Raw genomic sequence first — 19,819 nt, 5'->3', positions numbered from 1 at the left:
ATACTTTGACATTCAAATTTTATCAGATCTCAAAATAATTTGCAAGTCCTTTTGAAAATTTATTTGATTTTCAAACAATTTTCCTAATATGCAAACAAAATAGTTACTTGCCTGTAAATTGTGGACGACGCTTCTCAGTATAAGCTTGGACACCTTCTTTGAAGTCCTCAGTGAAAGCCAGGGATTTCTGCAAAGATAATTCCAGCTCCGTATATTCTTTCCAACCGCTGAAGAGGCTCTTCCAGACCATTTCTTTCATAGCTCTGTAAGAATTCAGCGAACCACGTTTTAGCTTCTTCAGCAACTGTTCCGTTGTTTTTTCTAGCTTCTCTACTTCACAGACCTTATAGAGCAAACCATAATCTAGAGCCTTTTCTGCTGTCAGGACCTCTCCCGTCATGACCAAATGAGTCGCCCGAGTCACACCAATTGCCCGAGTCAAAAGATAAAGTCCACCGGCATCTGGCGCTAAGCCCACTCCCACAAAAGCTTGGATGAAACGAGATTTCTCTGTCGCAATACAGAAATCGGCAGCCACGACCATATTGGCAGCTGCACCAGCAACAGGGCCATCCACACTCATAATAACTGGCTTGGGTAGCCGTTTCATAGCAAAAGAAATATCATTGACCAGCTCTGCAATTTTTACCAAGGATTGAATATCGTCAGCACTGACAGCCCTTTGCATCTCAGCTAGGTCGCCACCGACAGAAAATACCTTCCCATTGGCATTGATCACTAAAAACTTCACTGCCTCATCATTTGCGGCCAGCTCAATCGCTTCTAAAATCTCCTCACACATGGGAATATTGAAACCATTTGAAACTTCAGGACGATTGAAGGTAATAGTGGCCACTTCATCAACCACCTTATAAAGAATACCATTAAAAGTCATTCTAACTCCATTCCAGACTGGGTACTTACAGTCGTTTTATTTTATAATTAAATAATTTGATAGTCAAATTATATTTATTCTAGCATAAAAGATGTAAGAAAGAAAACAAAAACTGGAAAATTTGATTTTATATTCGTTTTTTGCTTATTTTTTGAAAAGAAGGTTGGATGAAAAAGCGCTTCTGATAGATTTGCAAAATTTTCAGAATTTTGTTATAATTTTCCTAAATTATGTTTAGGAGTCTCCATGAAAGTTGTTAAATTCGGTGGAAGTTCGCTCGCTTCTGCTTCACAGTTAGAAAAAGTCTTACATATCGTAAAATCTGACGCTGAGCGTCGCTTCGTTGTCGTTTCTGCACCAGGAAAAAGAGATGACCAGGATACAAAAGTCACCGATGCCCTGATTAAGTATTATCGCCAGTACATTGCAGGAAATGATGTCTCCAAGGAGCAAAATTGGATTATTAAGCGCTACTCCGATATGGTCTCTGAGCTAGGTCTAAAATCTACGATTATTGAAAAAATCTCTAAGAGCATCATCTCCCTAGCTACTCTGCCAATTGAAAACAATGAATTTCTTTACGATACTTTCCTAGCAGCTGGTGAAAACAACAATGCTAAGCTCATTGCAGCCTACTTTAACCACAATGGCATCCCAGCTCGCTACGTCCATCCTAGAGAAGCTGGACTAGTGGTTTCAAGCGAACCAGGAAATGCTCGGATCCTTCCTTCAAGCTATGATAAATTAGAAGAACTAATCCATTCCGATGAAGTCCTTGTCATCCCTGGCTTCTTCGGTGTCACTCAAGATGGACAGATCTGTACTTTCTCTCGTGGCGGGTCGGATATTACAGGATCAATTATTGCAGCTGGTGTCAAAGCTGATGTCTATGAAAACTTCACTGATGTGGACGGCATCTTTGCTGCCCACCCTGGGATTATTCATAAGCCACGCTCCATCGCTGAGCTTACTTACCGTGAAATGCGGGAATTAGCCTATGCAGGTTTTACTGTCCTTCACGATGAAGCCCTGCTTCCAGCCTATCGCGGAAAAATTCCACTCGTTATCAAAAATACCAACAATCCAGAGCACCCTGGTACGCGTATCGTCCATAAACATAGCGAAGATCATCCTCCTGTTGTAGGAATCGCTGGTGATTCTGGCTTCGTAAGTATTAACATGTCCAAGTATCTCATGAACCGAGAAGTTGGATTTGGTCGAAAGGCACTTCAGATTTTGGAAGATCTAAATATCGGTTGGGAGCATATGCCAACAGGAATTGATGATCTTTCCATCATCCTTCGTGAACGTGAATTAACTCCAATCAAAGAAGAAGAAATTCTGCGCCAACTTGTACAAAAGGCAGAAGTAGACTACGCTGAGATTGAGCATGATCTTTCTATCATCATGATTGTCGGCGAAAAAATGAAAAGTCATATCGGGGTGACGGCTACTGCGACTAGAGCTCTTTCTGACAATAAAATTAATATCCAAATGATGTCACAAGGTTCCAGTGAAGTTTCCATCATGTTTGTTGTCAATAAGAACCAAGAAAAAGAGGCCATCCGTGCTCTGTACAAAGCATTCTTTGGCAGCTCAGAAAGCGATGAATAAACCGAATAAGTAAACAACAAAGACCTAGCTCTATATGGAGCCAGGTCTTTCCTTATTCTTATTTGTTTATAATAATCCTTTTTTCTTTTCCAAGATTAGGTCCTTGACAGATATCAACAGGACAGCTAGCAAAATCATGCCCATACCTACAAAATCAAGCAGATAAAAGCGTTCATTCATAATGACAAAGGCAAAGAAGACCGCTGAAATAGGCTCAATCGAAGCTAAAAGACTAGATTTAACAGGACCGACCAAGCTTGTTCCCTTCAAAAAGACGGTGTAAGCAAAGATTGTTCCGATGACAATGATGCCGACCAAGGCTAGAAGGATATCTAAACGGAATTGCCACTGATGCTGGAAAATACCGCTGAAAGGAAGGAGCAAGACACCTGCAATGGTCATCCCAATCCCGATTACCAGCATGCTTCCCCACTTTTTAATGAGCCCAATCGGCAAAAGAATATAAAGTGCATAAGTAAAGGCTGAGAAAATACCTAAAAATAAGCCTTTTGGCGTCATCGAGAGCTGATTGATCTGACCGTGGGTCGCAATTAGAAAGGTTCCTCCGATAGCCAAAATCATAGAGCAGACCTGAGCCACAGTCGGTGCTACTCTATCTTTGATACAAGTGTATACCAAGACTCCCACTGGACAGAGATATTGTAAGACCGTTGCTGTTCCTGCATTCGTCTCATGAATGGCCGCTAAATATGCATATTGATTGATGAATAAGCCTAGAACTGCAAAAAGTGAAATGTGTAGAAGAGAGCTCTTGTCTTTCCAAATCTCTTTAAAAGAATCTTTATTTGTCGCATAAGCCAACATCATCAAAACCAAACCCGCTAGCAACAAGCGCACATTGGTCAAGCTCAGTGCCGAAAAACCATGCACCATCAGATATTGACCACTTGTTCCCGATAAGCCCCAAGCAATCCCCGCAGCCAAGGTATAAAGGGTTCCCCTTAAAACTTTTGACATCCCAAACCTCTTTCTGTTAGCTTTGATCATTATAACATAAACCATAAAGAAAAATCAGTCTGTTTTGACTGATTTTTTATGATTTAGCAGAGCCCCAAAATGGCTAATCCTCTATCTCAAGAAGTAAATAAGGCAAACCTAATATAAAGCCAATAATTCCTAGCATAGCTCGCATTCCAGAAGCTGTAACAAGTACCTTCTGGCCATCTTTCACTTGAATCTTATGCGATTTCATAAAGCTTTGTCCAACCTGTAGTTCGACACTGTCTCCCTCAAAAGTCAACGTTTTACTTTCATTATTCGCAAGTTTATCCACAAGTTCACCATTTAGATATACTGCAACATTTTGAGCTACTCCGACCATACCGGTAGCACGCGTAATGGTAAATTTTGGCATCAAAAACTCCTTTATTTCAAGCTAACCTATCAACAAAAACCCTTCAGTTTATTCTTCAATCCTAGCTGAGTAAAAAGGCAGAAGAAACATTAAAACAATATAAAGAATTAAGAGAATTGCACGCACTAGACCACCAAAGAACAGGCCGAGCAACAAAACTCCTAGACAGATAGAAAAATTAGTAAAATTTGTTTCAATCAGCAAGGTTTGCCCTGCTTTAACTGTCACTGGCTTGGTTCTCATAGGAGCTGCTCCTACACGAACAACAGCTTCTTCTCCCTCAATAGGAAAGGACGCTTCGTCGCCATTCTGGATTGTACCAACCTTTTGACCATTGATTAAAATTGGAAAATTCCCAATGATCCCTACAAAGCCTGTTCCGCGTTTTACTTTAATTTCTGACATAAGGACTCCTTTATTTTTTACCTATTTTACCATAAGTTCCCTTCAAATAAAAGGCGAAAACCAGCCTCACGACTGGTTTTCTACTTATTTCTATAATTTCTCCAACTCTTCATTGAGCAGTTTTTGTGCTACTTGCGGGTTGGCTTGGCCCTTGGTAGCCTTCATGAGCTGACCAATCAAGGACTTGGCTGCATTCTTGTTGCCGCCCTTATAGTCATTGATGGCTTTTTCATTATCCGCAAAGACTTGCTGAATGATTGGCAGAAGCTGCGCAGGATCTGAGATTTGGATCAAGCCTGCTTTTTGTACATATTCCTTAGCAGAGCCACCATTTTTAGCTAGATGGACAAAGACCTTCTTGGCAATCTTAGAGGAAATCGTACCGTCTGCAATCAGTGCAATCATTTCAGTCAGGTTCTCAGGTGTCAGCTCAATCTCAGAAATAGTCTTACCTTCTGCATTGAGGTATTGAGCCACTTCTCCTTGGAGCCAGTTAGAGACAGCCTTAGCGTCTCCACCTGCAGCAACAGCTGCTTCAAAGAAGTCTGACACAGCCTTCGTCGCTGTCAGCTGCTTGGCATCGTAGTCAGATAGGCCGTAATCGCCCACATACTTGGCACGGCGCTCTTTTGGAAAGGCTGGCAGACTGCTGCGTACTTGCTCAATCCAAGCATCCTCGATCTCAAAGATCGGCAGATCAGGCTCTGGGAAGTAACGGTAGTCCGCTGAACCTTCCTTGACCCGCATGAGTAGGGTTTCGCCAGTTGCTTCGTCATAACGGCGGGTTTCCTGACGGATTTGACCGCCACTGCGTAGGATTTCCGCTTGGCGTTTTTCCTCAAATGCTAGACCCTTCCGGACAAAGTTGAAGGAGTTGAGGTTTTTCAGCTCAGTCTTGGTGCCAAATTCTTCCTGACCGTAAGGACGTATAGAAATATTGGCGTCCACCCGCATGGAGCCCTCTTCCATCTTGACATCAGAAATGCCCGTGTACTGGATGATTTCCTTGAGAGCAGTCAGATATGCATAGGCCTCTTCTGGACTGCGCATATCCGCTTCAGATACAATCTCAATCAGCGGCACCCCTTGGCGGTTGAGGTCCACATAAGAGTAGCCGTCGCTGCCGTGGGTATTCTTTCCGGCATCTTCTTCCAAGTGGGCCCGCTCGATACGGATTTTCTTGGTCGTACCATCTTCTAGTTCAATCTCAATCCAGCCATTGTAGCCAATCGGCTCATCAAACTGAGAAATTTGATAGGCTTTGGGATTGTCTGGATAGAAATAATTCTTGCGGTCAAAGTGCATCTTCTGGTGAATATCCATGTTCAAAGCCAGAGCAGCCTTGATACCATAGTCAATGACACCCTTGTTCATAACAGGCAGGACACCTGGGAAGGACCAGTCGATGATATTGGTGTTGGCATTGGGATCTTCACCGAAGTGAGCTGGAGCCGGTGAGAAAATTTTTGAATTGGTCTTCAATTCAACATGGACTTCCAGTCCGATAACTGTTTCAAAGTTCATTATTTTTCACCTCCAAAGATAACTGGCTGCTGTTTGTGATAGTCAGTCGTCGCTTCAAATGCTGCGGCTGCCTGATAGATGGTCGCTTCATCAAAGTGGTTCCCAATCAGCTGCAAGCCGACAGGAAGACCATCTGCAAAACCAGCTGGGATTGAAATACCTGGCAGGCCAGCCAGATTGACTGGAATGGTCAAAAGGTCAGCCAGATACATGGCCACTGGATCTTGGTTTTGACTGCCCAAGTCATAAGCAACCGTTGGTGCAGTTGGACCTAAGATCAAATCATATTTTTCAAATACCTTCGCAAAATCTTGCATAATCAAGGTACGAACCTGACCAGCTTTCTTGAAGTAGGCATCGTAGTAACCAGATGACAGACTGAAAGTTCCCAGCATAATCCGGCGTTTCACCTCTTCACCAAAGCCTTCGCTACGAGATTTAACATAGACATCTTCTAGATTTTCAATGCCTTCTGCGCGGTAGCCATAGCGAATACCGTCAAAGCGCTGCAGGTTAGAGCTAGCCTCAGAGGAAGCAATAATATAGTAGACTGCCACGCCGTACTTGCTGTGAGGCAGGCTAACCTCTTCAACGATAGCTCCTAGACTTTCCAAGTGCTTGGCTGCTGCCAGAATCGTTTCCTTGACCTTGCTGTCAATTCCCTCACCCATGTATTCCTTAGGCAGGGCAATCTTCATGCCCTTGATATCTTGGCCAATCTTGCTTGTAAAGTCTGGCACAGCTTCTTGTGACGATGTCGAATCCTTAGGATCATTACCAGAAATAACATTCAAAAGCTGTGCATTTTCCTTAACCGTTTGAGAGAAAGGCCCAATCTGGTCTAAAGAAGAACCAAAAGCAATGAGACCAAAACGGGAAACACGTCCGTAGGTTGGCTTGAGGCCGACTACACCGTTAAAGGAAGCAGGCTGGCGAATAGAACCACCCGTATCTGAACCCAGTGATAGACGAACCTGACCAGAAGCAACAGCTGTCGCTGAACCACCAGATGATCCACCAGGAACCTTGCTGCTGTCCCAAGCATTCTTAGTCGTCTTAAAGTAAGAGTTTTCGCTGGAACCACCCATGGCAAACTCGTCCATGTTGGTCTTCCCGACGATAATCATATCCTTACCATAGAGCTTTTCTACACTGGTTGCATCGAAAATCGGCTTGTAGTTGTAGAGCATTTTAGAGGCAGCTGTCGTCAAAATCCCCTTGGTTGAGATATTATCCTTGACTGCCAGCGGAATCCCGCTCATGAGATTGTCAGCATCAATGCCCTTGGCATCTAGAGCCGCAGCCTGAGCCAATGCTTCCTCTTCGCTGACAGTAATAAAACTGTCCACGGCAGCTTCACGTTCTTTGATGTCTGCCAAAGTCGCCTGAGTTAACTCTACTGCAGAAATTTCTTTCTTGACCAGCAAATCATGCAACTCTTCAATGGTCTTGTGATTAAAAGTCATTAGGCATCTCCTCCGTCATCTAGGATGGCAGGCACTTTGATGTAGCCCCGCTCTTTTTCAGGTACATTTTGGAAAAGCTCGTCCCGGTTCCAGCCTGGCTGAGCCACATCTTCTCGCATATAGTTGATGTTAGCTGCCACATTGGAAGTGAAAGGCACACCCTCCGTATCCACTTCATTGAGCAATTCGACCATGTCGACAATTTTAGACAAGGTTGTCGCAAACTCAGCTGTCTCTTCTGGTGAAAAAGCCAGTTTTGACAGTTTTGCAACGTGACTTACTTCTTCTTGAGTAATCTTCATCTCTGATTCCTTTCATAAGATAGGCGAGCCTGAATACCAGTCGAAAATGATAAGTCTAAGAAAGATCTTTGTTTTCGAGGTATTTAACTCGCATTGTTTTGCTAAGATAGAGGCGCTAAGCTCTCGTAGCTACGACCTCTTTCTTTGGCTTCTTCCTGATTTCTTCAGGAAATCGCATCATTTCATTTTACCATATTTCTGGCTAATTCTTCAATTCCAAATGCAGTTCTTTGAGCTGTCTTTGGTCAACCAAACTTGGACTTTCCAGCATAGGGTCAAAACCAGTACCATTTTTCGGAAAGGCAATGACTTGGCGGATATTTTCTTCCCCAGCCAAAATCATAACCAAGCGATCCAAGCCCAGAGCCAAGCCGCCGTGTGGTGGGAAGCCGTACTCCAAAGCTTCTAGGAAGAAACCAAAGTCCCGCTCATAGTCTTCTCGGCTCATGCCCAATAGCTCAAACATCGCTTCCTGAGCCTTCCGATCATGAATCCGCAGACTCCCTCCACCAATTTCATAGCCATTTAAAACGATGTCATAAGCGTGACTACGGAATTGGTCTGGATCCTGACCTTCTTCAAAAATACCTTGTGTGAAAGGATGGTGCATGGCTTGATAGCGGTTTTGGTCTTCATTCCACTCCAGCAGCGGCCAATCCACAACCCAGAGGAAATGAAGCAGACTCGGGTCAATCAAATCCAAAGCTTTTGCGACTTCTAGGCGCAGGTGTCCCAAAGCTTCCTGAGCCCGACGCTTCTTAGCCATGACTAGCAGAATGAGATCTCCATCCTTGGCCTCAAAACGTGCTAGTAAATCCTGACTCTCAGCCTCAAAGGTGCTAGCCAAATCTCCAACTAACTGGCCATCTTCAACCTTTAGACTGGCGAAACGACTGCAGCCAAATTCCTTCATTTCCTGATAGTAGTGACTCAGCTGTTTCTTACTAAAAGCACTAGCTGCATCTGGCACACAGATTCCCATCACTTCCTCTTGGTTATCCAAGGCTTTCTTGATAAGAAGGGATTCATTGGACTGGCATAAATCCGTCAAATTCTTCAGCTCTAAACCAAAGCGTGTATCTGGCTTATCAGAACCGAAGCGGCTCATAGCCTCATCATAGCTGATAGTCGGAAAATCTTCTGTTAACTCTAAACCATGAGTTTTCTTGACAACAGCCTTGAGCATAGCTTCAACCAGAGCTCGGATTTCTTCCTCGCTGGCAAAACTCAGCTCTAAGTCCACCTGGGTAAACTCTGGCTGACGGTCTCCCCGCAAATCTTCGTCACGGAAGCAACGGACAATCTGATAATAACGCTCGAGGCCAGCTCCCATCAGCAACTGCTTGAGCATCTGCGGGCTCTGCGGCAGCGCGTAGAATTGATTTTTAAAGACCCGACTAGGAACCAAGAAGTCTCTAGCCCCTTCAGGTGTTGACTTGGTCAGATAAGGCGTCTCCACTTCCAAAAAGTCCAAACTGTTCAAATATTCTCGAATAGTTGAGGTGACCTGATGGCGCAGTTTGAGGTTATGTGTCATCTTCTCACGGCGCAAGTCCAGGTAGCGGTATTTCTGACGCAGATCTTCCCCTGTATGGGCATGCTGGTCCAACTCAAAAGGCAGAGGCTTACTGCTAGCAATGACCTCAATCTTCTCTGCCCTTAGCTCAACCTGACCAGACTTGATGGCCTTGTTGACAAAACGCTCTTCCCGCTGAACAACTTGCCCTGTCACTGTAATGACATCTTCTTTGCCAATGTCTTCCAGCTTAGCAAAATCTTCAATATCACCGCTAACAAAGACCTGAAGCAAGCCCTCGCGGTCCCGTAATTCAATAAAGGCCAGCTTACCATGATTGCGGATATTGGCCACCCAGCCAGTTGCGGTCATGGTCTGTCCGACCTGCTCTAAACCGTAGTTTCCGATAAAAATTTCTTTCATGTTCTTTCCCTCTCAAATCCATTTGCAAGCCGCCCTGTCCTTAGGCATATTAGCAACTTTCTTACAGCATATCCACTTTCCCTTTTGCAAAACAAAAAGCCTCCGTCTCTGAAACAGACGAAAGCCGTGGTACCACTGTTATTCGCCACCCTAAAAGGCAGCCTCTACGCTCGTAACGTGAGCGACGTTTGTGCTTAATCACACAAAAGATTACGAAACATGTTCTTCGGTTTTTGCTTTCTTGGTGCTGCTCTCAGCCATCAGCACTCTCTGTGCAAGTCAGCAAGCCTACTCTGCTTCTCTTTTACTCTTAAATTGTATCTATTATAGTCGAACCCAGAACATTTTGCAAGTGGTTTAAGGCAAATTTGTGATTTTCCTCTGAAATCGAAGCCACAGCCGTTTCTACAACCTGAATCTGATAACCAAGATTATAGGCATCAATCGCTGTATGCAGGACGCAAATATCCGTCAAGACTCCTGTCAAAATAACCGTATCTACCTTTCTTTCCCGCAACCGAATATCTAAATCCGTGCCAGAAAAAGCAGAATAATGGCGCTTATCCATCCAAAAGACCCGAGAATCCGCTTGATGCTTGTCATAAAAATCAGCCAAAGGACCATAAAGATTGCGACCACTGGTCCCTTTGATATTATGAGGTGGAAACAGCTTGCTCTCAGGATGAAAGGCATCATTTTCATCGTGGGCATCAATAGTAAAGAAGATATAGTCGCCTCGATCAAATGCCGCCTCGGTCACTTGAGCAATGGCTTCAGAAATTGCCTGAGCTGGCGCTCCTGCTGTTAATTTCCCCTCATCTGCGACAAAATCAAACGTATAATCAATGGAAATCAGCGCTTTTGCCATTAGTAGTCCCTCTTTTTAATTTCCTCAAAAACATCTGGAATCAGTACTTTCAGATAAGTTCCCTTCATCCCCAGCGAGCGGCTTTCAATAATCCCCGCACTTTCCAGCTTGCGCAAGGCATTGACAATCACTGAACGGGTAATCCCGATGCGGTCAGCAATGACAGAAGCCGTCAGTTGCCCTTCATTGCCATTGAGCTCGCCCAGAATAGCTGAAACGGCTCTTAGCTCTGAGTAAGACAGGGTATTAACCGCCATGGTCACAGCTGTCCGGCGACGGATGTTCTTCTCGTCCTCTTCACGCTGGAAGTTAAGCAGCTGGATACCGACCACTGTGCTGGCAATCTCGACCAAAATCAAATCGTCATCCAAAAATTCCTTGTCATTGCGCCAGATAATCAGCGAGCCCAAGCGAATTCCTGAAACATGAATCGGTGCGATAGTAGTCAAACCATCTGGAAATTCATCCTTGGTTTCCACTGGGAAAATGGTCAAATCGTGAGTTACAGGCAGATTAGCCTCCGTCTCATACACCATGTTTGCTTCTTGGACATATTCTTTGGGGAAAGTCTTGTCTTGGAAAAAGGCTTCTACACGATCATTATTTGTCTTGTAGCGCATGAAATAGCCCAAGAGACGGCCCTTGCTGTTGATGATACAGGCATTGCAATGAATAATGTCAGCAAGCTGGCGAGTGATCGCATTGTAAGGAAGTTCCTCCTGAAGCTGCTCTTCTGAACGTTTCAAGATAGAAGTAATCTTCCTTGTTTTTTCTAATAGTTTTGCCATACATTTACCTCGTATTTAGTCCCCTTGATTGTATCATAATCGACCGAAATTTTCAATAATTATCTGAAAATTGTGTATTGAAAAAAAATTCGCTACAATTCTGAAAGATTCAGAATTTGGCGATTGTTAAAAAAATCACTTCATCAAAAAAACCATTTAAAACAATTCTTAGACGAATTTGTTTTAAACGGTTTATGACTTGTATTTTATGCTTATCTGCGGTATTGGCGCAGGAAGCGCGTCATTTTTTCTTGGATCTGAGCTAGCTCATCTACCCGAGGCAGATAAACGATTCGGAAATGATCTGGATCCTTCCAGTTAAAGCCTCGTCCATGGACAAGAAGGACTTTTTCCTGCTTGAGGAAATCCAAGACAAACTGCTCATCATCATCGATACGGTACATTTCTCGATCAATTTTCGGGAAGATGTAAAGACCCGCCTTAGGTTTGACTGCAGACAAACCTGGAATATCTTGAATGGCATTGTAGATGAAGTTTCTCTGTTCATAGATACGGCCACCTGGCAAAAGCAATTCATCCACCGACTGGTGACCTCCAAGCGATGTTTGCACAACCTGCTGGGCCAAGACGTTAGAGCACAAGCGCATATTGGAAAGCATATTGAGGCCTTCAATATACCCTTTAACGTGCCGCTTAGGACCAGATAGCACCATCCAGCCAACTCGGAAACCAGCGATACGGTGGGACTTAGACAGACCATTCATACTAACACAGAAAACATCAGGAGCCAGACTAGCTACAGGCGTATGCACATGCCCATCCATCACCATGCGGTCATAAATTTCATCCGCAAAGATGATAAGATTGTTCTGGCGAGCAATTTCTACGATCTCTAGCAAAAGTTCCTTAGGATAAAGTGCTCCCGTTGGATTGTTAGGATTGATGATAATAATAGCCTTAGTATTAGAAGTGATTTTTGACTTGATGTCGTCAATATCTGGATACCATTCTGCCTGCTCATCACAGACATAATGAACCGCATTCCCACCAGCCAGACTAACTGCAGCCGTCCAGAGCGGGTAGTCCGGCATCGGTACTAAGACCTCATCTCCATCATCCAAGAGTCCCTGCATAGACATAACAATCAGCTCGCTGACTCCATTTCCAAGATAAATATCATCGATATCAACATTAGGGAAATTTCTGAGCTGACAATACTGCATAATGGCCTTACGGGCTGAGAAAATTCCCTTAGAATCAGAGTACCCCTCACTATCACGCGCATTCATAATCAAATCATGAATAACCTCGTCTGGAGCGGTAAAGCCAAATTCAGCTGGATTTCCCGTGTTCAGGCGGAGAATTTTCTCTCCATTGGCCCGCATCCGCATCGCTTCATCCAAAACTGGCCCACGAATATCATAGGCTACATGCTCCAGCTTGCTGGACTTATTAAATTCTTTCATCCTATTTTCCTCAATTCATCTGAATGATTTTATTATACCATCAGAAAAAAAGATTGACAATCAGGAAGAATTTGGGAAAGCTCCATTCAACTAAAATAAAGCTTTTAATTTAGGAAAATACACGTATCCATCACAATAATTTCACTTGATTTCTGAATTTCATTTGCAGCTTTACTTTTTTTCTGAAAAGGTTTACAATATAAGTGAAGATATAAGAAGCTCGAATCTAGTATTCGACAAAAGATGGAGGTAGCTTTATGACTCAACAAAAATATGAAAATATCATGGTCGCTGTTGACGGCTCTCGCGAAGCAGAACTCGCTTTTGAAAAAGGGGTCAATGTGGCGCTGAGAAACGCTTCTCGTTTGACAATTGCTCATGTGATTGATACACGGGCTCTCCAAAGCGTCTCAACCTTTGACGCTGAGGTCTACGAAGATCTCCAAGAAGAGGCACAAAAGTTGATGACAGAGTACAAGGAAAAGGCGCAAAAAGCAGGGGTCAAATACGTTGATGTCGTCATTGAATTGGGCAATCCCAAAACCCTCCTGTCAACTGATATTCCTGACGAACACAAGGTTGATTTGATTATGGTCGGAGCTACTGGTCTCAATGCCTTTGAACGCCTCCTAGTCGGCTCATCATCCGAATATATCCTCCGCCACGCGAAAGTGGACTTACTGGTCGTTCGTGACAAAGAGAAAACATTCTAAAAGTCTCGAGTAGGCAGCTGCGATAGCTGTGCCCCACTTCTCTCATAACTGTAAGTTAAAATCCCTCATTAGGTTAGCCTAGTGAGGGATTTGTGTTTTAGCAGGATAAAAATCTTATTTCAGTTTACCTTTCAAATACTGACCGGTATAGCTGGCTGGATTGGCTGCAACCTCTTCTGGTGTACCCGTTGCAATAATTGTACCGCCACCGACACCGCCTTCCGGTCCTAGGTCGATGATATGATCAGCTGTCTTGATAACGTCCAGATTGTGCTCAATGACGAGGACCGTATTGCCATCGTCCACGAAGCGGGCTAAAACCTTAAGCAAACGAGCAATGTCCTCTGTATGAAGCCCTGTCGTCGGCTCGTCCAAGATATAGAAGGACTTACCAGTCGAGCGCTTGTGAAGTTCGCTAGCCAGCTTCATCCGCTGAGCTTCACCACCTGACAAGGTTGTGGCTGGCTGCCCTAGAGTCACATAGCCTAGTCCCACATCCTTGATAGTCTGAAGTTTGCGGGCAATCTTGGGAATATGCTGGAAGAACTCTACCGCATCATTGACCGTCATGTCCAGAACCTGAGCGATATTCTTCTCCTTGTAGTGAACCTCTAGAGTCTCGCTATTATAACGGGTACCGTGGCAGACCTCGCAGGCCACATAGACGTCAGGCAGGAAGTGCATCTCAATCTTGATAATCCCATCACCCGAGCAAGCCTCACAGCGGCCGCCCTTGACGTTAAAGCTGAAACGGCCTTTCTTGTAGCCGCGAATCTTGGCTTCGTTGGTCTTGGCAAACAGATCGCGAATATCGTCAAAGACTCCAGTATAAGTAGCCGGATTAGAGCGTGGTGTCCGGCCAATCGGACTTTGGTCGATATCAATCAAGCGGTCCACATGCTCAATGCCGCTGATTTTCTTGAACTTACCTGGTTTGGCAGAATTGCGGTTGAGTTTTTGGGCAATGGCCTTTTTAAGGATAGAGTTGACCAGCGTTGACTTACCGGATCCAGAAACTCCTGTCACAGCGATAAATTTGCCCAAGGGGAATTTAGCTGAGATATTCTGCAAGTTATTCTCCTGAGCCCCTGTCACTTCAATAAAGCGGCCATTGCCTACACGGCGGTCCAATGGTACGGGGATCTCGCGCTTACCTGACAAGTATTGGCCAGTAATAGACTTCTTATTCTTAGCCACTTGTGCAGGAGTGCCGGCTGCGACGATTTCACCGCCGAAAACACCGGCTCCTGGTCCCACATCAATCAGCCAGTCCGCCTCTCTCATGGTGTCCTCGTCGTGCTCAACAACGATGAGGGTATTGCCTAGGTCGCGCATCTTCTTGAGGCTGGCAATCAGGCGGTCATTGTCACGCTGGTGCAAGCCAATAGAGGGCTCGTCCAGAATATAAAGGACGCCACTTAGATTGGAACCAATCTGAGTTGCCAAGCGAATCCGCTGACTCTCCCCTCCTGATAGAGTCCCAGCCGAGCGAGACAAAGTCAGGTAATTGAGGCCAACGTTATTGAGGAAGGTCAGGCGGTCATGAATTTCTTTAAGAATAGGCCGCGCAATCGTAGCTTCATTGTCAGTCAAGCTAAGCTTGTCCAACTGGACCAAATGATCTGAAATAGACAAGTCTGAAATCTCACCGATATGCAAGCCATCTTCGCCACCAACCTTGACAGACAAGGCCTGAGGGCTGAGTCGATAACCGTGGCAAGCCGCACAAGTCAGCTCATTCATATATGTCCGCATCTGTGTCCGAGTAAAATCACTATTGGTTTCATGGTAGCGACGGTTGATATTGGTGACAACTCCCTCAAAAGGAATGTCAATATCGCGCACGCCGCCAAACTCATTTTCATAATGGAAATGGAACTCTCGTCCATCTGAGCCAAAGAAAATCAGCTGTTTTTCTTCCTCAGTCAGCTCCTCAAAAGGCTTGTCCATATCAATGCCAAAGGCTGCCATAGCCTGCTCCAGCATCTGTGGATAGTAGTTGGAGGAGATGGGATTCCAAGGCGCTAGCGCTCCTTCGCGCAAAGTCTTGCTAGAATCTGGCACGACCACATCTAGATCCACTTCCAGCTTAACTCCTAGACCATCACAGTCCGGACAGGAGCCAAAAGGCGCATTGAAAGAAAAGAGGCGCGGCTCTAACTCTGGCACCGTAAAGCCACAGACTGGGCAGGCATAGTGCTCAGAAAAGAGCAGCTCTTGACCGTCCATAGTGTCAATCACCACATAGCCTTCAGCAATCCGCAGAGCTGCTTCAACCGAGTCAAAGAGGCGGCTGCGCACTCCTTCCTTGATGACAATTCTGTCTACCACAACTTCAATATCATGCTGCTTGCTCTTAGAAAGCTCTGGCACTTCTGTTACATCGTAGACATCGCCATCCACGCGCACCCGAACATAGCCGTCTTTCTGAATTTTGTCAAAAACGGTCTTATGCTGGCCCTTTTTCTTGCGGATGACTGGCGCTAAAATCTGCAGCCGCTGACGCTCTGGCAATTCTAAAACCTTGTCGACAATCTGCTCAACAGACGAGGCCTTAATCGCTCCATGTCCATTGACACAGTAGGGCGTTCCAACACGGGCGTAGAGCAGCCGTAGATAGTCATTAATTTCGGTAGCTGTTCCCACTGTTGAGCGCGGATTTTTGCTGGTCGTCTTCTGGTCGATGGAAATAGCCGGGCTAAGACCATCGATCGAATCAACATCCGGTTTTTCCATATTGCCCAAAAACTGACGAGCATAGGCCGACAGACTCTCCACATAGCGGCGCTGCCCTTCTGCATAGAGGGTATCAAAAGCCAGACTAGACTTACCTGAACCAGACAGACCAGTCACCACGACCAGCTTGTCTCGGGGTATTTCTACATCAATATTTTTTAAATTATGAGCTCGCGCTCCATGAATCACAATTTTATCTTGCATCTCTTCCACACTTTACCTTTAAACTTCTTCTATTATAGCAAATTTTTCTGCAAACTTTTTCCCAAAAGACTAGAATTTGTAGTATAATAAGACGGTGCTTATAAACGATTCTAGGAGGAGATATGAAGCAAGTATTTTTATCAACAACAACCGAGTTCAAGGAGATTGATACACTTGAATCGGGAACTTGGATAAATATGGTCAATCCTTCCCAAAATGAATCTTTAGAAATCGCAAACGCCTTTGGCATTGACATAGCTGACCTACGAGCACCACTCGATGCCGAGGAAATGTCTCGGGTCACCATTGAGGATGAATACACACTGATCATCGTAGACGTACCCATCACTGAGGAGCGGAATAACCAGACTTACTATGTTACTATCCCGCTTGGTATTATCATCACAGAAGAAGCTATCATCACGACCTGTTTGGAAAAATTGCCCCTACTGGATATCTTTATCCACCGTCGCTTGCGTAACTTTTATACTTTCATGCGGTCACGTTTTATCTTTCAGATTCTCTACCGCAATGCCGAGCTATATCTGACAGCACTGCGTTCCATTGACCGCAAGAGTGAGCAGATTGAAAGCCAGCTGCACCAATCAACTCGAAATGAAGAACTGATTGAGCTCATGGAGCTGGAAAAGACCATCGTCTATTTCAAAGCCTCCCTCAAAACCAATGAACGCGTAATTAAAAAACTAACCAGCTCTACCAGCAATATCAAGAAATACTTGGAAGATGAAGATTTGCTGGAAGACACCCTGATTGAGACCCAGCAGGCCATCGAGATGGCTGATATTTATGGAAATATCCTCCACAGCATGACAGATACTTTTGCTTCCATTATTTCCAACAACCAGAATAATGTCATGAAGACACTTGCTTTGGTAACCGTTGTTATGTCCATCCCGACCATGCTCTTCTCAGCCTATGGGATGAACTTCAAAGATAATGAACTACCTCTAAATGGCGAGCCACATGCCTTCTGGATTATCATGTTTATCGCCTTTGCTCTGAGTGGCTCTCTGACCCTCTACCTCTTCCATAAAAAATTATTCTAACCAGCAGAAAGGACTCACATGTCACAAGTAGTATCAGACAAACTAACTAAGAAAAACAAGGAATTTCTCCACATCGCCACTCACCAACTCCTCAAAGATGGCAAATCCGATGAAGAAGTAAAAGCAATCTTAGAAGAAATCATTCCAAACATTTTAGAAAATCAAGCCAAGGGTATCCCTGCCCGTGCTCTCTACGGGGCACCAACTTACTGGGCTTCTTCTCTCACTGCTAAGGAACGCTATGATGCTGAACATCCAAAACAAAACGATGATCCAAAATGGATGATGCTAGATTCTGTCCTTTTCATTTTCGGTTTCTTCACCGTTCTGACTTCCATCGTTAATTTGGCATCTTCTAAACCCTCTGTTTACGGCATGACGACACTTGTCTTTGGAAGTATTGTCGGCGGTCTCGCTTTCTACGCCCTCTACCATTTCGTTTACCGTTTTTACGGACCAGACACTGACCGTAGCCAGCGTCCACATCTACTCAAATCTATCCTTATCATGCTAATAGCCATTGGTCTTTGGACCCTTTCAATCATTGGTTCTAGCCTACTGCCCGACTCTCTCAACCCACATTTGTCAAACATTGTCGTTGCCATCATCGGAGGGATCACCCTAGCACTCCGTTTCTACCTCAAGAAGCGCTTCAATATCAAGAGTGCGACTATGGGACCAGCGAAATATTAAGCAGAATAGAAAAAGAGGTTTTGCAACCTCTTTTATTTTGCCCTTTTTGAAAAGTATAAAACCAAGTCATCGTTATTCTCGCACAAAGCATAGGGCGTGAGTGGCTGATTTTGAAACCAAACTCCTGACCCATCTGGCATATAACCATGACCCACATACAGTCGTTGTGCTGGACCATAGCCTTTATGCAGGCCAACTCCCAAGCTGACCACATCTGAATAATGCTGCGCTACTTGCTCTGCTTTGTCCAATAAAGCTGTCCCAATTCCTCGCTTTTGGAAACTTTCGAAAACATTAAAATCCGTTAACTCAGGATAAAGGCCAGCAAAGGGTCCATGCTTTGCCAGTGGGATGACTGTAATGTAACCAGCCAAAGATTCCCCAACAACCGCCACCAAAACTTGGCGCTCACCCACCTCTTGCTCCAGAAAGTAGTTTTTTAAAATCTCTCTCCGACCAGGCCAGCCCTGCTGGATAAAAGCATTCGATAAGCCTTCAATATCATCAAAAAGCATCTTTCTGATGACTAGTTCTTCTGTCATGGCAAGCCTCCCATATCTCGATAGTTGCTCCTATTATAGCACTATCCCTTCCTATCATCAAGACAGCAAAAATCCCTGCTAGAAGCAGGGATTCATATTAGTCTTCATTTACGAAAGGCATCAAAGCCATTACCCGAGCGCGTTTGATAGCTGTTGTTACTTTACGTTGGTTTTTAGCTGAAGTTCCTGTTACACGACGAGGAAGGATTTTCCCACGTTCTGAAACGAAACGGCTAAGAAGCTCAGTATCTTTGTAATCAACATATTCAATCTTGTTTGCTGCGATGTAATCAACTTTTTTACGGCGTTTGAATCCGCCACGACGTTGTTGAGCCATGTTATTCTCCTTTATATTATAGTTCTAGTTTTGTCCATTATTAGAATGGTAAATCATCGTCTGAGATGTCCATTGGGTTTGAATTGCCGAATGGGCTTTCATCACGAGAAAAATTCGGTACTTGGTTGAATGAGTCAGCATTACCATAGCTTGGTGCAGAATTTCCACCGAAGCCACCGCCACCAAAGCCAGCTGAAGGCTGCCCTTCACGGCTTGCACGACTTTCCAGAAGCTGGAAGTTGTCTGCAACGACTTCTGTGACATAGACACGCTGACCTTGCTGATTGTCGTAATTACGAGTCTGAATGCGACCAGTAATTCCGATTAGAGCGCCTTTTTTGGCCCAATTAGCAAGATTTTCTGCCTGCTGACGCCAGATAACAACATTGATAAAGTCCGCTTCACGCTCACCACTTTGATTTTTAAAGTTGCGATTAACAGCCAGAGTAAAGGTTGCGACCGCTTGGTTTTGCGGTGTATAGCGAAGTTCAGCATCACGGGTCATACGTCCCACAAGTACAACGTTATTAATCATAATTTACCTTCTTAAGCGTCAAGTTTGACGATCATGTGACGAAGAATGTCAGCGTTGATTTTTGAAAGACGGTCAAACTCTTTAAGAGCTGCATCGTCGTTTGCTTCAACGTCAACGATGTGGTAAAGTCCTTCACGGAAATCTTGGATTTCGTATGCAAGACGACGTTTTTCCCAGTCTTTTGATTCAACAACAGTTGCACCGTTGTCAGTCAAGATAGAGTCAAAGCGTGCTACCAAAGCGTTTTTAGCTTCTTCTTCAATGTTTGGACGAATAATATAAAGAATTTCGTATTTAGCCATTGATATGTTCCTCCTTTTGGTCTAATGACCCCAAGACGCTGCAAGGGGTAAGTGAGGTTCACTCACAAATAATAATTATACTAGATT

At 44.4% G+C, this 19,819-nt stretch carries 20 protein-coding genes; 4 read left to right on the top strand and 16 right to left on the bottom strand.

Going from position 1 to position 19,819, the window contains the following annotated elements:
- Positions 1-103: 103 nt before the first annotated feature.
- The gene (gene fabM, locus ACWPVL_RS09035; protein WP_454388408.1) at positions 104-895 is read right to left on the bottom strand and encodes a trans-2-decenoyl-ACP isomerase; all 792 of its coding nucleotides are present in this window, start codon (positions 893-895) and stop codon (positions 104-106) included.
- Positions 896-1,141: 246 nt separating this feature from the next.
- On the opposite strand from fabM, the gene ACWPVL_RS09030 reads away from it, so the two are divergent.
- Complete coding sequence (locus tag ACWPVL_RS09030; protein WP_454388406.1) at positions 1,142-2,509, top strand: aspartate kinase; 1,368 nt, start codon at positions 1,142-1,144, stop codon at positions 2,507-2,509.
- Positions 2,510-2,575: 66 nt separating this feature from the next.
- Here the strand turns inward: ACWPVL_RS09030 and ACWPVL_RS09025 are convergent, their stop codons facing one another.
- The 10 genes from ACWPVL_RS09025 to ACWPVL_RS08980 form a co-directional block, all read right to left on the bottom strand.
- A complete protein-coding gene (locus ACWPVL_RS09025) occupies positions 2,576-3,487 on the bottom strand; it encodes a DMT family transporter (protein WP_454388404.1) in 912 nt (303 codons plus the stop codon).
- Positions 3,488-3,590: 103 nt separating this feature from the next.
- Entirely contained in the window at positions 3,591-3,884 is a 294-nt protein-coding gene (locus ACWPVL_RS09020) for a hypothetical protein (protein WP_454388402.1), read from the bottom strand.
- Positions 3,885-3,932: 48 nt separating this feature from the next.
- On the bottom strand, positions 3,933-4,289 hold the full coding sequence (locus ACWPVL_RS09015) for a hypothetical protein (protein WP_148877780.1): 357 nt from the start codon (positions 4,287-4,289) through the stop codon (positions 3,933-3,935).
- Positions 4,290-4,379: 90 nt separating this feature from the next.
- A complete protein-coding gene (gene gatB, locus ACWPVL_RS09010) occupies positions 4,380-5,813 on the bottom strand; it encodes an Asp-tRNA(Asn)/Glu-tRNA(Gln) amidotransferase subunit GatB (RefSeq protein WP_125371155.1) in 1,434 nt (477 codons plus the stop codon).
- Positions 5,813-7,279: an Asp-tRNA(Asn)/Glu-tRNA(Gln) amidotransferase subunit GatA gene (gene gatA / locus ACWPVL_RS09005; protein WP_061908755.1), complete on the bottom strand. Its 1,467-nt coding sequence runs from the start codon at positions 7,277-7,279 to the stop codon at positions 5,813-5,815. The genes gatB and gatA overlap by 1 nt, the downstream gene beginning before the upstream one ends.
- On the bottom strand, positions 7,279-7,581 hold the full coding sequence (gatC, locus tag ACWPVL_RS09000; protein ID WP_048763476.1) for an Asp-tRNA(Asn)/Glu-tRNA(Gln) amidotransferase subunit GatC: 303 nt from the start codon (positions 7,579-7,581) through the stop codon (positions 7,279-7,281). The genes gatA and gatC overlap by 1 nt, the downstream gene beginning before the upstream one ends.
- A gap of 202 nt (positions 7,582-7,783) precedes the next feature.
- Positions 7,784-9,520, bottom strand: a complete 1,737-nt coding sequence (aspS, locus tag ACWPVL_RS08995) for an aspartate--tRNA ligase (RefSeq protein WP_454388399.1) — start codon at positions 9,518-9,520, stop codon at positions 7,784-7,786.
- Between the two features lie 310 nt (positions 9,521-9,830).
- A complete protein-coding gene (locus ACWPVL_RS08990; RefSeq protein ID WP_454388397.1) occupies positions 9,831-10,388 on the bottom strand; it encodes a cysteine hydrolase family protein in 558 nt (185 codons plus the stop codon).
- A complete protein-coding gene (gene codY, locus ACWPVL_RS08985; protein ID WP_005591692.1) occupies positions 10,388-11,176 on the bottom strand; it encodes a GTP-sensing pleiotropic transcriptional regulator CodY in 789 nt (262 codons plus the stop codon). The genes ACWPVL_RS08990 and codY overlap by 1 nt, the downstream gene beginning before the upstream one ends.
- A 212-nt stretch (positions 11,177-11,388) precedes the next feature.
- Positions 11,389-12,603, bottom strand: a complete 1,215-nt coding sequence (locus ACWPVL_RS08980; RefSeq protein WP_048763466.1) for a pyridoxal phosphate-dependent aminotransferase — start codon at positions 12,601-12,603, stop codon at positions 11,389-11,391.
- A 257-nt stretch (positions 12,604-12,860) separates the two neighbouring features.
- Here ACWPVL_RS08980 and ACWPVL_RS08975 point away from each other — a divergent pair, with 257 nt between their 5' ends.
- The gene (locus ACWPVL_RS08975; protein WP_005591690.1) at positions 12,861-13,316 is read left to right on the top strand and encodes a universal stress protein; all 456 of its coding nucleotides are present in this window, start codon (positions 12,861-12,863) and stop codon (positions 13,314-13,316) included.
- Positions 13,317-13,430: 114 nt separating this feature from the next.
- Here the strand turns inward: ACWPVL_RS08975 and uvrA are convergent, their stop codons facing one another.
- Positions 13,431-16,256, bottom strand: a complete 2,826-nt coding sequence (gene uvrA / locus ACWPVL_RS08970; RefSeq protein WP_454388394.1) for an excinuclease ABC subunit UvrA — start codon at positions 16,254-16,256, stop codon at positions 13,431-13,433.
- A 122-nt stretch (positions 16,257-16,378) separates the two neighbouring features.
- Between uvrA and ACWPVL_RS08965 the strand changes: the two genes are divergently transcribed.
- Complete coding sequence (locus tag ACWPVL_RS08965; protein ID WP_045500579.1) at positions 16,379-17,323, top strand: magnesium transporter CorA family protein; 945 nt, start codon at positions 16,379-16,381, stop codon at positions 17,321-17,323.
- Positions 17,324-17,341: 18 nt separating this feature from the next.
- Positions 17,342-18,016, top strand: coding sequence for a DUF1129 domain-containing protein (locus tag ACWPVL_RS08960; protein ID WP_149555887.1), 675 nt, complete (start codon positions 17,342-17,344; stop codon positions 18,014-18,016).
- 32 nt (positions 18,017-18,048) lie between these two features.
- Here ACWPVL_RS08960 and ACWPVL_RS08955 read toward each other — a convergent pair whose 3' ends face one another.
- The 4 genes from ACWPVL_RS08955 to rpsF form a co-directional block, all read right to left on the bottom strand.
- Positions 18,049-18,558: a GNAT family N-acetyltransferase gene (locus ACWPVL_RS08955; RefSeq protein ID WP_454388391.1), complete on the bottom strand. Its 510-nt coding sequence runs from the start codon at positions 18,556-18,558 to the stop codon at positions 18,049-18,051.
- Between the two features lie 97 nt (positions 18,559-18,655).
- Entirely contained in the window at positions 18,656-18,895 is a 240-nt protein-coding gene (gene rpsR, locus ACWPVL_RS08950) for a 30S ribosomal protein S18 (protein ID WP_000068664.1), read from the bottom strand.
- 40 nt (positions 18,896-18,935) lie between these two features.
- The gene (locus ACWPVL_RS08945; RefSeq protein ID WP_005591685.1) at positions 18,936-19,430 is read right to left on the bottom strand and encodes a single-stranded DNA-binding protein; all 495 of its coding nucleotides are present in this window, start codon (positions 19,428-19,430) and stop codon (positions 18,936-18,938) included.
- Positions 19,431-19,441: 11 nt separating this feature from the next.
- Positions 19,442-19,732 carry a 30S ribosomal protein S6 gene (rpsF, locus tag ACWPVL_RS08940; RefSeq protein ID WP_454388388.1) on the bottom strand — a complete coding sequence of 97 codons (291 nt, stop codon included), beginning with the start codon at positions 19,730-19,732 and terminating at the stop codon, positions 19,442-19,444.
- Positions 19,733-19,819 lie beyond the last annotated feature (87 nt).

This window comes from Streptococcus sp. Marseille-Q8145, assembly GCF_965112035.1.
This window is presented reverse-complemented; position numbering and strand designations above follow the sequence as displayed.